This window comes from Streptomyces sp. NPDC093795 (assembly GCF_044764665.1).
Taxonomy (GTDB): Bacteria; Actinomycetota; Actinomycetes; order Streptomycetales; family Streptomycetaceae; genus Streptomyces.
This window is the reverse complement of record NZ_JBIWIO010000011.1, coordinates 103,666-116,413: the sequence shown is the minus strand read 5'-3', so window position 1 is coordinate 116,413 and position 12,748 is coordinate 103,666. Positions and strand designations below refer to the sequence as shown.

Annotated in this window: 13 protein-coding genes; 6 read left to right on the top strand and 7 right to left on the bottom strand. The window is 72.3% G+C overall.

The features are described 5' to 3' along the window. Window positions 1-148: 148 nt before the first annotated feature. Complete coding sequence (locus tag ACIRB7_RS27215; RefSeq protein WP_403603467.1) at window positions 149-931, top strand: alpha/beta hydrolase; 783 nt, start codon at window positions 149-151, stop codon at window positions 929-931. Continuing rightward, the gene (locus ACIRB7_RS27210; RefSeq protein ID WP_403603465.1) at window positions 924-1,661 is read left to right on the top strand and encodes a hypothetical protein; all 738 of its coding nucleotides are present in this window, start codon (window positions 924-926) and stop codon (window positions 1,659-1,661) included. The genes ACIRB7_RS27215 and ACIRB7_RS27210 overlap by 8 nt, the downstream gene beginning before the upstream one ends. A 120-nt stretch (window positions 1,662-1,781) precedes the next feature. Here ACIRB7_RS27210 and ACIRB7_RS27205 read toward each other — a convergent pair whose 3' ends face one another. The 6 genes from ACIRB7_RS27205 to ACIRB7_RS27180 all read right to left on the bottom strand — a co-directional run bounded on the left by ACIRB7_RS27205 (window position 1,782) and on the right by ACIRB7_RS27180 (window position 6,618). Further along, window positions 1,782-2,528 (bottom strand): endonuclease/exonuclease/phosphatase family protein, encoded by a 747-nt coding sequence (locus ACIRB7_RS27205; protein WP_403603463.1) that lies wholly within the window; start codon window positions 2,526-2,528, stop codon window positions 1,782-1,784. A gap of 78 nt (window positions 2,529-2,606) precedes the next feature. Further along, a complete protein-coding gene (locus ACIRB7_RS27200; RefSeq protein ID WP_351214735.1) occupies window positions 2,607-3,548 on the bottom strand; it encodes an ROK family glucokinase in 942 nt (313 codons plus the stop codon). A 66-nt stretch (window positions 3,549-3,614) separates the two neighbouring features. Further along, window positions 3,615-4,067, bottom strand: coding sequence for a DUF5304 domain-containing protein (locus ACIRB7_RS27195; protein WP_403603461.1), 453 nt, complete (start codon window positions 4,065-4,067; stop codon window positions 3,615-3,617). A gap of 43 nt (window positions 4,068-4,110) precedes the next feature. Further along, entirely contained in the window at window positions 4,111-5,268 is a 1,158-nt protein-coding gene (locus ACIRB7_RS27190; protein WP_403603459.1) for an ArsA-related P-loop ATPase, read from the bottom strand. A 34-nt stretch (window positions 5,269-5,302) separates the two neighbouring features. Then, window positions 5,303-5,743, bottom strand: a complete 441-nt coding sequence (locus ACIRB7_RS27185) for an SRPBCC family protein (RefSeq protein WP_403603457.1) — start codon at window positions 5,741-5,743, stop codon at window positions 5,303-5,305. A gap of 107 nt (window positions 5,744-5,850) precedes the next feature. Next, on the bottom strand, window positions 5,851-6,618 hold the full coding sequence (locus ACIRB7_RS27180; RefSeq protein WP_403603455.1) for a metallophosphoesterase: 768 nt from the start codon (window positions 6,616-6,618) through the stop codon (window positions 5,851-5,853). Window positions 6,619-6,874: 256 nt separating this feature from the next. Here ACIRB7_RS27180 and ACIRB7_RS27175 point away from each other — a divergent pair, with 256 nt between their 5' ends. Further along, window positions 6,875-8,671: an AMP-dependent synthetase/ligase gene (locus ACIRB7_RS27175; protein WP_403603453.1), complete on the top strand. Its 1,797-nt coding sequence runs from the start codon at window positions 6,875-6,877 to the stop codon at window positions 8,669-8,671. A gap of 101 nt (window positions 8,672-8,772) precedes the next feature. Here the strand turns inward: ACIRB7_RS27175 and ACIRB7_RS27170 are convergent, their stop codons facing one another. Beyond that, complete coding sequence (locus ACIRB7_RS27170; RefSeq protein ID WP_403603451.1) at window positions 8,773-9,915, bottom strand: glycosyltransferase family 4 protein; 1,143 nt, start codon at window positions 9,913-9,915, stop codon at window positions 8,773-8,775. 89 nt (window positions 9,916-10,004) lie between these two features. Here ACIRB7_RS27170 and ACIRB7_RS27165 point away from each other — a divergent pair, with 89 nt between their 5' ends. The 3 genes from ACIRB7_RS27165 to ACIRB7_RS27155 all read left to right on the top strand — a co-directional run bounded on the left by ACIRB7_RS27165 (window position 10,005) and on the right by ACIRB7_RS27155 (window position 12,738). Then, window positions 10,005-11,285 carry a glycosyltransferase 87 family protein gene (locus tag ACIRB7_RS27165; RefSeq protein WP_403603449.1) on the top strand — a complete coding sequence of 427 codons (1,281 nt, stop codon included), beginning with the start codon at window positions 10,005-10,007 and terminating at the stop codon, window positions 11,283-11,285. Window positions 11,286-11,554: 269 nt separating this feature from the next. Next, a complete protein-coding gene (locus ACIRB7_RS27160; RefSeq protein WP_403603447.1) occupies window positions 11,555-11,812 on the top strand; it encodes an STAS domain-containing protein in 258 nt (85 codons plus the stop codon). Beyond that, window positions 11,809-12,738 carry an anti-sigma factor RsbA family regulatory protein gene (locus tag ACIRB7_RS27155; protein ID WP_403603445.1) on the top strand — a complete coding sequence of 310 codons (930 nt, stop codon included), beginning with the start codon at window positions 11,809-11,811 and terminating at the stop codon, window positions 12,736-12,738. The genes ACIRB7_RS27160 and ACIRB7_RS27155 overlap by 4 nt, the downstream gene beginning before the upstream one ends. Window positions 12,739-12,748: the final 10 nt, after the last annotated feature.

Below are 12,748 nucleotides of genomic sequence, written 5' to 3'. Positions count from 1 at the left end.
GCGACGACTTTATCCCGTACCGGCGTACGGCCCCCGCTACGGCCCTGGTCGGTGTCGGTCCGGTCGCGTACCGTGAAGGTCCTTCCCCGTTCTCCGTCGCTTCGGCGCATCCGAAGACGCCGGAGACGCAACCGAACAGGAGACCCCGGTGCCGGTCCTTCCCGGAGCCGAGCCGTACCGCCACGAGGGCGGAGAGGTCGGCGTCCTTCTCTGTCACGGATTCACCGGTTCCCCGCAGTCACTGCGCCCGTGGGCCGAGTATCTCGCCGAGCGCGGGCTCACGGTGTCGCTGCCCCTGCTGCCCGGCCACGGCACCCGCTGGCAGGACATGCAGCTCACCACCTGGCGCGACTGGTACGCGGAGGTGGACCGGGCGCTGCGCGAGCTCCTGGAGCGGTGCGAGACCGTCTTCGTCTTCGGTCTCTCCATGGGCGGGGCGCTGACGCTGCGGCTCGCCGCCCAGCACGGGGACGCCGTGCGGGGCGTCGTCCTGGTCAACCCGGGCAACAAGGTGCACGGCGTGGCGGCGCACGCGCTGCCGGTCGTCCGGCATCTGGTCCCCTCGACGAACGGGATCGCCAGCGACATCGCGAAGGAGGGCGTGAAGGAGATCGGGTACGACCGGGTGCCGCTGCACGCCGCGTACTCGCTGCGACAGTTCTTCCGGACCGTGGACCGGGAGCTTCCGCAGGTCACGCAGCCGGTTCTGCTGCTGCACAGCCCCCAGGACCATGTCGTGCCGCCGGCCGACTCGGCCCGGATCCTCTCCCGGATCTCCTCGACGGACGTCCGGGAGATCCTGCTGGAACAGAGCTACCACGTGGCGACGTTGGACCATGACGCGGAGCGGATCTTCGACGAGAGCCTGGCCTTCGTCGAGCGTCTCGCCCCGGGTCTGGTCGGCGGAAAGGGGAGCAGGAGCGGTGGCTGAGCAGCAGGACGGCGGCGAGCGGGAGCCGCAGCCCATCGACGAGGAGGCGGCCTGGGCCGCGATCGTCGCCGGGTACGGTGACGAGCCCGTGGACCCGCCGGGGGCGAAACCGTTCCGGACCGTCGAGAACCTGTCGTTGCCGGAGCCGGAGGACGAGGAGACGGACTCCTCCGACGGGCCCGGGAGCGGGGGCGCCCCGAAGGGAACCTCCCCGACCGGAACCTCTCCGACCGAGAAGTCCCTGACCGAGAAGTTCAGGATCGAGGCGTCCCGGCCCGCGGAGGACCCGGAGCCGGAGGACCCGAAGTCGAAGGACTCGACGCCGGGCGACACCGAGCCGGGCGACAGCGAGCCGGGGGACGGGCCCGCGCCGCCCGCGCTCGGGAGTTCCGTCGTGTTCGCACCCGGGGTGCGGCCCAGCGGCCCCCGGGACTACTCGCCCGCCGACCCCGAGGACTCCCCCGGCGGCTCCGGCGACCACTTCGTACCGCCGGAGCCGCCGCCGCTGCCCGAGGCGGACGCCACGACCAAGTTCGGCTGGCTGGCCGTGATCGGCGGCCCGGTGCTGATGCTGATCGCGGTCCTGCTGCGCTGGGACATGACCTGGTGGCTGACCACGCTCTGCGTCGGCGGCTTCCTGGGCGGCTTCGCCACCCTGGTGGCGCGCATGAAGCACGACGACGAGGACGACGACGGCTTCGACGACCCGGGCCGCGGCGCGGTCGTCTGATCTCTTGACGCCGCCCTCGCACCGTTCGGCGCCAGGGGCGCCTCGCGGGCTTCGGGCGGCTGCGCCGGACTCCGTCCGCCGAGCCGGTGGCGGGCGCCCCGGCCGGCGGGCGGGCGGCCCTCAGGTCGCCGCGGGGACGCGGACCGCCGCGAGCACCGGCAGGTGATCGGTGGCGGCCCGCAGGTCCGCCGGGTCGAGGTCCTTCGGCACCCCGCAGCCGAGGAACTCGATGCCCGGAGTGGCCAGGATCGCGTCGATCCGCTGGTGCGGGTCGGCGGGGGTCGAGGTGTGTTCGCCGCCCCACGGGCTGACCTCCCAGCCGTCCTGGAGCTCCTTGGTGAGGCGGCGGAAGGCGGGGCCGTCGGGCCGTTCGTTGAGGTCCCCCGCGACCAGGGCGTACGGGGTCCCCAGGGCGGCGACCCGGTCGAGGACCATCCCGGCCTGGGCGTACCGCTCCTCCTTCCGCAGGCTCAGATGGCAGCTGACGAGTCCGACCCGGGCCCCGGCGAAGCGGACGACGGCGGTCGCGAGACCGCGCCGGTGGAGGCCGGGGGTGAGGGGAAGCAGGACGTCCTCGGTGCGCTCCACGGTGGCCCGCAGGGAGCAGAGCAGCAGCGGCCCGGCGGCGGTGGCGCCGCCGCTCAGGACGACGAGGTCGCTCTTGGCGGCGAGCCGGGCGGCGTGCTTGCGCCAGCGGAAGAAGCGCGGGGCCTCCTGGACGAGGACGAGATCCGGGGCGCAGGCCCGGATCACCCGGGCGAGGGCGTCCTCGTCGTCGCGCATCGAGCGGACGTTGTAGCTGAGGACCCGCAGGACGGCCGAACCGTCCGCCTCGGTCCGGGAGTTGGGCAGCTCACTGATCGCCATGGAACGTAACGTACGACAACCGCCCGCCGCGTCCGCAAGGACGCGACGGGCGGTCGCCGTATGCCTTCGTACGGGTGCTCAGCCCTGGCGGGCCAGGTCCGCCGCGCCGACGAGTCCGGCCTTGTTGCCGAGCTGGGCCGCGAGGACCTGCGCGTGCGGGCGCCACTGGCCGCCGATCAGCCAGCGCCGGAAGGACTTGCGGATCGGGTCGAGGACGAGGTCGCCCTCGTCCGAGACGCCGCCGCCGACGATGAACGCCGACGGGTCGAACAGCGAGGCCAGGTCGGCGAGACCGGCGCCCGCCCAGCGGGCCAGCTCGCGGAAGGAGTCGACGGCGACCGGGTCACCGGCGCGGGCGGCCTGGCTGACGTGCTTGCCCTCGATGCCGTCGGGGGTGCCGTCGCCGAGACCGAGCAGGACCTCCGCGCGCTCCGGGGTGGCGTTGGCGCGCTGCTTGGCGTAGCGGACGAGGGCGCGTCCTGAGGCGTACTGCTCCCAGCAGCCCTGGCTGCCGCAGCCGCACAGCAGACCGTCGGGGACGACCCGGATGTGGCCGAACTCGGCGGCCACGCCGAAGCGTCCGCGGCGCAGCTTGTTGCCGATGATGATGCCGCCGCCGAGGCCGGTGCCGAGGGTGATGCAGATGACGTCCTCGTGGCCCTGGCCGGCGCCGAACCTGTACTCGCCCCAGGCGGCCGCGTTGGCGTCGTTCTCGACGACGACGGGCAGGCCGACCCGCTGCTCGACCTTGTCCTTGAGCGGCTCGTGCCGCCAGTCGATGTTCGGCGCGAAGAGGACGGTGGCGCGCTTGTCGTCGACGTAGCCCGCGGCTCCGATGCCGACGGCCTCGATCGAGTGCCCCTTGCCGGCCTCGGAGACGGCCGCGCAGATCGCGTCGACGATGCCCTCGGGGGTCGGCGGGGTGGGCACCTTGTGCGTGTCGAGGATGTTGCCCTCCTCGTCGACCACGCCGGCCGCGATCTTCGTGCCGCCGATGTCGACGCCGATGGTGAGTCCCATGTGTCCCTCAGTTTTCGGTCGAGCCCCGCTAGGGCCCACCGTACCCGAGGGGGACGGGGCTACTGATCAGTCGAGGTCGATGTGCTGGCCGGTTCCAGGCCCCTCGTCGTCCTTGCGGTCGTCCTTGTGGTCGTCGTCGCGCGGGTCGTCCGGGGATCGCGGGGGCACCGTGTCGTCGCGGGTCCAGCGGCGCTCGTGGCCCTCGACGGCGGAGCGGTAGGCGGCGAGCAGTTCGTTCCCGGCGGCGGCGAGGTGGTCGAAGACCTGCGGGTTGCGCTCGATGACGGGCTCGACGGCGGCCTTCGCCTGGTCGACGAGCTGCTGCACGGTCTGCGCGGCCTGTCCGCCGAGCAGCGGGCTCCCGAGGCTGCCGGAGACCTTGTCGGCGACGACCTCGAAGAGCTTGCGGAACTCCTCGGCGGGCGAGCCGGGCCCGTCCCCGCGCTGGGCCCTGCGGCGGGCCTTCTCCGCCTCCAGGTCCTCGGCGCACGCCTTGGCCCAGGCGTCCGAATCGCTCATGGCGTACTCCTCAGTGGCTGGTACTTCGACGGTACACGCCCTCTCAGGGAGTACGGGGCCACAGGCCGGGGTCCGGCGTGAAGCGCACCCTGAGGTCTCCTTCGACGAGTGCCGCCCCAGTGACGGTGCAGCGGCGCAGGGCGCCCGGCAGGGGCACGTTGCGGCGGAAGGCGCCGACGCCCAGAAGCAGTTCGTCGCCCCGCCGGACGAGGGACAGCTCCTCCTTGACGGCGCCGGGGAGGGCGATGTGCCAGACGAGGACACCGTCCTCCTCCCGCCGGTCCTCGACGGACCACTCCGGTACGGGGGCGGGTGCGGCGGCGGGCCGTGCGGGCGCGAGGAGCGCGAGGTCCTCGGGGCCGCGGGGGTCCCGGCCGAGGTGGGGGAGCTCGTCCACGGCGCCGGTGGCGGTACGGAGCTCCGCGAGGTGCCGGTGCTGCTGGGTGGTGAGGCCGGCGAGCCAGGGGTCGTCGGAGTCGGCGGGCAGCAGCCGGTTGGCGACGACGGTGTCGAGGGCGAGGCCCTGGAGGGCGAGGCCGAGCCGGGCGGTGCGCAGGGCGCGGCCGGCGGCGGGGCCGGGTTCCAGGACGAGACGGACGCTGGTGGTGGGGGCCTCGACGACGGCCTGGACGGCGGCGAGCTCGGCCTCCCAGCGCGCGGTGGTCTCGTACAGCCACTGCGCGGGCATGGGGACCCCGGCGAGCTGGGCGAGCATCGGGCGCAGGGCGCGGGCGGCCTGCCGTTCGGTGGGCAGGAGGCGGCGCAGGTAGCGGCGGAGCTGCTCGGGCAGGGCGAGGACGGCGAGGGCCTCGGGGAGCGGCGGCAGGTCGACGACGGCGAGGTCGTGGTCGCCCTGGGCGGCGTCGCGGAGGGAGCGGAGCAGGGCGAACTGGCGGCTGCCGGGGAGTTCGGTGAGTTCGGCGTCCTCGAAGGGTGCGGCGCCGAGCAGGTCGAGGGCGGCGCCAGAGCGGGCCTGGAGGTCGAGGAACTCGCGGCGGAAGTCGGCGGCCGGGGCGGGGCGCAGGATCCGGAGGCCGTCGCCGCTGCCGCCGCTGTCGCCGCCGTCGCCGCTGAAGAGCGGGTCGGCGTCCTCGGAGACGAGCAGGACCCGGCGGCCGGCGCGTGCCTCGGCGAGGGCGGTGGCGGCCGCGACGGTGGTACGGCCGGCGCCGCCGAGGCCGGTGACAAGGATGATCCGCATGGCGGGGAACGTTACCGCTCCCCCTCACGGCGGGTTACGCGCGGGATTCGACCCGCTTCTTCAGGCCGGCCAGCGCGCGGTCGATGATGACCTTCTCCGCCTTGCGCTTGATCATGCCGAGCATGGGGATCTTGACGTCGACCGTCAGCTGGTAGGTGACCTCGGTCCGGTCTCCGCCGACCGCGGCGAGCCGGTAGGACCCGTCGAGGGAGCGGAGCATCTGGGACTTGACCAGGGTCCAGCTGACCTTGTCGGTGCCGGTCCAGGTGTAGGCGAGGGTGTGGTCGTCCTTGATCGCGCCGGCGTCGAGGAGCAGCCGGACCTTCTCCGCGCGGCCGGAGTCGTCGGTCTCCAGGACCTCGGCCTCCTTCACCTCACCCGTCCACTCGGGGTAGCGGGCGAAGTCGGCGATCACGCCCATGACGTCGGCCGGTGCCGCCTCGATGGTGATGCTCGAGCTGGTGTGTTCGGCCATCGCGGTGGCTCCTCCACTGTGCGGTCCGGCAGAGATCGAGGGAAATCGCAGGGCACGAACGTGCAGATGTGCCGACGGCAGGCTATCGCGCCGCGACCGGGCGCCCGTCACCACTCCAGCGCGAAGGGTCTGCCCGTGGAGGCGAAGTGGCCGACGTTCACGCACTCGGTCGAGCCGATCCGCATCCGCCGGACCAGCGGCTGGTGGACGTGGCCGAAGAGGGAGTAGCGGGGCCGGGTGCGCCGGATGGCGTCGAGCAGGGCGCGGCTGCCGCGCTCGAAACGGCGGGCGACGGTGTCGTACGTCAGGTCCGGGACCTCCGGCGGGATGTGGGAGCAGAGGACGTCGACGTCGCCGAGGGCCTCGACCTTCGCCGCGTACTCCTCGTCCGAGATCTCGTACGGGGTGCGCATGGGGGTGCGCAGGCCGCCGCCGACGAAGCCGAACACGAGTCCGCCGAGCTCGATCCGGTCGCCGTCGAGGACGGTCGTCCCCGGCCGGGCGAAGTCGGGCCAGAAGCGGGGGATGTCGACGTTGCCGTAGGTGGCGTACGTGGGGGTGGGGAACGCGGCGAAGAGTTCGGCGTACTGGCCGCGGACCGCGGCCTCGATCGCGGTCTCTCGGTCGACGTCGAGCTCGGCCCAGAGGCGGCGGCCCAGGTCACGGGCCTCGTCGAAGCGGCGGGCGGTGCGGAGCTCCACGAGCCGGTCGGCGTTCTCGACGCCGAAGAGGTCGGGGAAGATCCCCCGGCTGTGGTCGGCGTAGTCGAGGAAGAGGACCAGGTCGCCCAGGCATATGAGGGCGTCGGCACCGTCCCCCGCCCTGGCGAGGTCTCCGGCGTTCCCGTGCACGTCACTGACCACATGGACTCGCATGCGCCCTACCTTAGGGGGTGCGACCTGCGGTTACTTCCGAGTCGGGAAACCCGTGGATTACTCTGCGCAGAGCACCGCCATACATGTGTGACGCACCGAACATCTGGCCGGGACCCCCTATCGGGAACCTAGTACTGATGGGTAACGTCCGGGCAGTCCAGTCGTGCTCATCCCCACTGAGCACCCGCCAGTTCTTGGACTTCACCGGTGCATCACACAGAGCCGTGGCGCCGGCGCCCGATGAGGAGCAGCAGTCTTGCGCGAGTTCAGCCTTCCGGCCCTGTACGAGGTCCCCGCGGACGGCAACCTGACGGATCTCATCCGCCGCAACGCCTCCCAGCACCCAGACGTCGCCGTGATGGGCCGCAAGGTCGGCGGTGCGTGGACCGACGTGACCGCCACCCAGTTCCTCGCGGAGGTCCGCGAGGCCGCCAAGGGTCTGATCGCCGCCGGGGTCGAGCCCGGCGACCGGGTCGCGCTGCTCTCCCGTACGCGCTACGAGTGGGTGCTCCTCGACTTCGCGATCTGGAGCGCGGGCGGTGTGACCGTACCGGTGTACGAGACGAGCTCGCCGGAGCAGATCCAGTGGATCCTCGGCGACTCGGGCGCGACCCTGGTGATCGTCGAGAGTGCGGCCCACCAGGCGTCGGTCGTGTCGGTCCAGGAAAACCTGCCGGACCTCAAGGGCATCTGGCAGATCGAGGACGACGCGGTCGCGCACCTGACCGGGACCGGCCTGGACATCTCCGACGAGTTGCTCGACGAGCGCATGTCGGCGGCGAACGCGGACGACCCGGCGACGATCGTCTACACCTCGGGCACGACGGGCCGCCCCAAGGGCTGCGTCCTGACCCACCGGGCCTTCTTCGCCGAGTGCGGCAACGTGGTGGAGCGGCTGAAGCCCCTCTTCCGTACCGGTGAGTGCTCGGTACTCCTTTTCCTGCCCGCCGCGCACGTCTTCGGGCGGCTCGTCGAGGTCGCGTCCGTGATGGCGCCGATCCGGCTGGGCTGCGTCCCGGACATCAAGAACCTCACCGACGAGCTGGCCTCGTTCCGGCCGACGCTGATCCTGGGCGTGCCCCGGGTCTTCGAGAAGGTCTACAACTCGGCGCGGGCGAAGGCGCAGGCCGACGGCAAGGGCAAGATCTTCGACAAGGCCGCGCACACGGCGATCGCGTACAGCCGGGCGCTCGGCACCCCGCAGGGCCCGTCCTTCGGTCTCAAGCTGAAGCACAGGATCTTCGACAAGCTGGTCTTCTCCAAGCTGCGGGCGGTGCTCGGCGGGCGCGGCGAGTACGCGATCTCGGGCGGCGCGCCGCTCGGCGAGCGGCTCGGTCACTTCTTCCGGGGCATCGGCTTCACGGTCCTGGAGGGCTACGGCCTGACGGAGTCGTGCGCGGCGACGGCGTTCAACCCCTGGGACCGGCAGAAGATCGGCACGGTCGGGCAGCCGCTGCCGGGTTCGGTGGTGCGGATCGCCGACGACGGCGAGGTGCTGCTGCACGGCGAGCACGTCTTCTCGCGGTACTGGAACAACGAGGCCGCGACGGCCGAGGCGCTGGCGGACGGCTGGTTCCACACCGGCGACATCGGCACCCTCGACGAGGACGGGTATCTGGCGATCACCGGCCGGAAGAAGGAGATCCTGGTGACGGCGGGCGGCAAGAACGTCGCCCCCGCGGTCATCGAGGACCGGATCCGGGCGCACGCGCTCGTCGCGGAGTGCATGGTGGTCGGCGACGGGCGCCCGTTCGTGGGCGCGCTGGTCACGATCGACGAGGAGTTCCTCGGCCGCTGGGCCGCCGAGCACGGCAAGCCGGCGGGCTCGACGGCCGTCACGCTGCGCGATGACGCGGACCTGGTGGCGGAGGTCCAGCGGGCGATCGACGACGGCAACGCGGCGGTCTCCAAGGCGGAGTCGGTCCGCAGGTTCCGCATCCTCCCGGCCCAGTTCACGGAGGAGGCGGGTCACATCACGCCGTCCCTGAAGCTGAAGCGGAACGTGGTGGCGAAGGACTTCGCGGACGAGATCGAGGCGATCTACACGGCGTGAGCCGGGAGCGCTGAGCACTGAACACTCAGTACCGAGCGCTGTACGAAGGGGCCCGAGGCGACTGGATCGCCTCGGGCCCCTCCGTACACCTACGACCGTCCTCAGAGCAGCGCGCGCAGCTTCTCCGCCAGGAGGTCCCAGCGCCATTTCTCCTCGACCCAGGCGCGGCCCCGCTCGCCCATGCGGGCGCGGAGCTCGGGGTCGAGCAGGAGGGTGCTGACGCGGTCGGCGGTGTCCTCGGGGGACTCGCCGCGGACGACCCAGCCGGTCTCGCCGTCGAGGACGGCGTCGGGCGCGCCGCCGGAGTCACCGGCGACGACCGGGAGGCCGGTGGCGGAGGCCTCCAGGTAGACGATGCCGAGGCCCTCGACGTCGAGGCCGCCGCGCCGGGTGCGGCAGGGCATGGCGAAGACGTCGCCGGCCCCGTAGTGGGCGGGCAGCTCGGACCAGGGGACGGCGCCGGTGAAGCGTACGGATCCGGCCACGTCGGTCTCGGCTGCGAGACGGCGCAGGTCCTTCTCGTACGGGCCGCCGCCGACGATCAGGAGGACCGCGTCCGGGACCCGGCGGAGGATCAGGGGCAGGGCCCGGATCAGGGTGTCCTGGCCCTTGCGCGGGACCAGCCGGGAGACGCAGACCACGACGGGACGGTCGCTGAGCCCGAGGCGGGCGCGGACCTCGGCGCCGCCCGAGCCGGGGTGGAAGGTCTTCTCGTCGACGCCGGGCGGGAGCTGTGTCATCCGGCCGGCGGCGGCGGGTGTGAGGGCCGCCGCGATGCGGGAGCGGGTGTACTCGCCGAGGTAGGTGATCGTGTCCGTACCCTCGCCGATCCGCCGCAACAGCTGCCGGGACGCGGGCAGTTGGGCCCAGGCCGCCTCATGCCCGTGGGTGGTGGCGACGAGCCTCCGGGCGCCCGCCCGGCGCAGCGCCGGCGCCATCAGGCCGAGGGGGGCGGCGGCGCCGAACCACACGGACTCGCAGCCGTGCTCGCGCAGGAGCTCGGTGGCCCGGGCGGTGACCCGGGGGGTGGGCAGCAGCATGGTGGTGCGATCACGGACAACCGTGAAAGGCTGTTCGGCGTCGAACAGAGCGGTCGCCTCGACCCCATCGCGGCTGCGCTTCCACGTGGAGGCGTAGACCACGACGCGCTCGGGATCCAGGCGGAGCGCCATGTTGTGCAGGAAGGCCTGGATTCCGCCGGGACGCGGCGGGAAGTCGTTGGTTACGATCAGGGTCTTGTGCATCGTGGCCGACAGTACCGCGAGCGCACCCACCGCCCAGCACCACCACTCCCCCGCGTGAGCGGGGCCGACAGGACAAGGACGAACCAGTGATGACGGGCGCAGTGGGGAAGTGGTCACGATCACGCACGGGTCTGGGGCTTCCGCTCGGACTCTGGGGTCTCACCCGGATCATCCTGCTGCTCCTCGTCTTCAAGGTCGTGGTGATCCCCGGACCGGACATCACGTTCGACATCGAGGACATCTACCAGGGCTGGTACGAGGTCCTGCGGACGGGCACGTATCCGCTGGACGACGTGACCTGGCAGTACCCGCCGGCCGCCGCGTTCGCGATCCTCGCCCCGGGGCTGCTGCCCTTCCTCGGCTACTCGGCCGCCTTCTTCGTCCTCGCCTTCCTCTGTGACGCGCTCGTCTTCGGGCTGCTCGTCCACACGGGCCGCCGGGCCGGCCGGACGATGCGGGGCGCCTGGATCTGGATCGCGGGCGTCGCGCTGCTCGGCCCGACCGCGTACGCCCGTTACGACGTGATGGTGACCGCCGTCGCGGTGGCGGCGCTGCTCGCTGCGGGCCGCAGCCCCCGCGTCCTCGGCGCCCTCGCCGGGTTCGGCGCGGTCCTCAAGGTGTGGCCGGTGCTGCTGCTCGCGGGTACCCCGAAGGGGCGGGCGACCTTCCGCGCCTGGCCGACGGCGGTGGGCGCGGCGGCCGCCGTGCTGCTGTTCTGCGTGCTGTGGATGCCGGGGGCGCTGGCCTTCCTCTCCTTCCAGCGCGACCGGGGCACGGAGGTCGAGTCGCTGGGTTCGATGGTCTTCCATGTGGCCCGGCACTTCGGCTGGGACGGCGAGGCGCGGATGAACTACGGCTCGATCGAGTTCCTCGGCCCGTACGTCTCCACGGTGTCGACGGCCGCCATGGTGCTCACCTTCGTCGCCTTCGGCTGGCTGCTGCTCTGGCGGTTCAAGGCGCGCCGCTTCACGTCGTCGACGGTGGCGGACGCGGCCTTCGTCGCGGTGCTGCTGTTCACGACGACGAGCCGGGTGCTCTCCCCGCAGTACATGCTGTGGCTGGTGGGTCTCGCGGCGGTGTGTCTCGCCTACCGGGCGAGCCGGATGGAGCGGCCCGTGCATCTGATCGTGTGGGCGACGGCGGTGACGCAGTTCGAGTTCCCGGTGTGGTTCTCGCACGTGACGCGGAGCGATCCGCTGGGTGTGGCGGTGCTGTTCACCCGGAACGGTCTGCTCATCGCCGCCACCGTCATGGCCTGCCGGATCCTGTGGCGGCAGACGGTGACGGAGCCCCGCCTCGCCGAGATCGCGAAGGTACCCGCCCAGGCGTCCGAGCCGGAGCGCGAGAAGGCCCTGTCCGGCACGTTCTGACGCCACGCCGAGAAGCCGGCGGCCGCCGTGGACGCGAAGCCCTCCGGGATGTCCCGAGGATCCCCGGTCGGTTAAGCTGCGGGGTCGGAAGAGGCCGTGCCGTCCCGACCCCGGTCGAGGGGGCGATCAGCGAAGCCGCTGCCGACGTCGACGTAGGAGAACACAGCGTGGATGTCCCACACGACGCGGACGGGTTCCGCCCGGTGCAGTCGCCAGGTAGAGCTCTGCTGGAGGTAGGCCCCTTGTCAGGTCGTCCGGGGGTGAGAGCCGTGGGCGAGATCAACGTGATGACGCGCCCTTCCTGGGAAGACGCGCTGGCGACCATGGCACGGCGTCACACGGACATCTCCTACGTGGAGATGTCCGGGCTGAACTTCGTCGACGTGGCCGGCGTGGCCGCTCTGGCGGTCACGGCGCAGAACCTGCCCGACGGCCGCATCGTCCTGGAGGACCCGCCGTCCGAGCTGCGGCGCGTACTGGACATCTTCTGGCCCGACCTGTCGACGATCGAGGTGGCACCGGTATGAGTTCAGTTGCCACCGGGGGGTCGTTCGTGCACCCGGCGCTGTTCTACCGGGACGAGCCGGAGTACCTGGCCGGAACCGTGCCCTTCGTACAGGAGGGCCTGGCCGCCGGCGAAGCCGTGGCGGTCGCGGTGCCCGGCGAGAACCTCGCAGCGATCAGGAGCGCCCTCGGGCCGAGCGCGGAACGTGTCAAGTTCCTCGACATGACCGAGGCCGGCCGTAACCCGGGCCGGATCATCCCGGGAGTGCTGAGGGCGTTCGCCGACGCTCACCCGGAGGGCCACGTCCGCATCATCGGCGAGCCGATCTGGGCCGGCCGTACCGCCGCGGAGTATCCGGCGTGCGTGCAGCACGAAGCGCTGATCAACACGGCCTTCCACGGCCGTGACGCGACCATCCTGTGCCCCTACGACACGGTGCGGCTCGACGCCGAGGTCATCGCCGACGCCTGGGCCACGCACCCCACGGTCATCGACCAGGGCCGTGAGCTGAACAGCCCGTCCTACGACTGGCAGAAGATCGTCGCCCGCTACAACGAGCCCCTGGCCCAGCCGGCGGGCGCCGCGACCGTCTCGTTCGGTGCCGGGGAGCTGCCGGCGGCGCGTCACTTCGCGGTGCGGGAAGCCGAAGTGCTGGGGCTGCCCGGCGGCCGGACGCAGGACCTCGCGCTCGCGGTGTCGGAACTGACGACCAACAGCGTGATCCACGGCGGCGGCTCCGGCACGCTGCGGATCTGGGCCGACGGCGAGCGGATCGTGTGCGAGGTCGAGGACGGCGGCCGCATGGCCGACCCGCTGGCCGGCCGTCGCCCGGCGGCCCGAGGCCAGCTGGGCGGGCGCGGTCTGCTCCTGGTCAACCACATCGCCGATCTGGTCCGGGTGCACACGGCTCCGGACGGCACCACCGTCCGCTTCTACCTGAGCCGCTGACCGCCTCCCG

What these genes read in the sequence shown, in the direction of transcription:
- ACIRB7_RS27205 (WP_403603463.1), bottom strand. Translation starts at nt 2,528, where the DNA reads ATGGCGATCAGTGAGCTGCCCAACTCCCGGACCGAGGCGGACGGTTCG.
- ACIRB7_RS27200 (WP_351214735.1), bottom strand. Translation starts at nt 3,548, where the DNA reads ATGGGACTCACCATCGGCGTCGACATCGGCGGCACGAAGATCGCGGCC.
- ACIRB7_RS27195 (WP_403603461.1), bottom strand. Translation starts at nt 4,067, where the DNA reads ATGAGCGATTCGGACGCCTGGGCCAAGGCGTGCGCCGAGGACCTGGAG.
- ACIRB7_RS27190 (WP_403603459.1), bottom strand. Translation starts at nt 5,268, where the DNA reads ATGCGGATCATCCTTGTCACCGGCCTCGGCGGCGCCGGCCGTACCACC.
- ACIRB7_RS27185 (WP_403603457.1), bottom strand. Translation starts at nt 5,743, where the DNA reads ATGGCCGAACACACCAGCTCGAGCATCACCATCGAGGCGGCACCGGCC.
- ACIRB7_RS27180 (WP_403603455.1), bottom strand. Translation starts at nt 6,618, where the DNA reads ATGCGAGTCCATGTGGTCAGTGACGTGCACGGGAACGCCGGAGACCTC.
- ACIRB7_RS27170 (WP_403603451.1), bottom strand. Translation starts at nt 9,915, where the DNA reads ATGCACAAGACCCTGATCGTAACCAACGACTTCCCGCCGCGTCCCGGC.
- ACIRB7_RS27165 (WP_403603449.1), top strand. Translation starts at nt 10,005, where the DNA reads ATGACGGGCGCAGTGGGGAAGTGGTCACGATCACGCACGGGTCTGGGG.
- ACIRB7_RS27155 (WP_403603445.1), top strand. Translation starts at nt 11,809, where the DNA reads ATGAGTTCAGTTGCCACCGGGGGGTCGTTCGTGCACCCGGCGCTGTTC.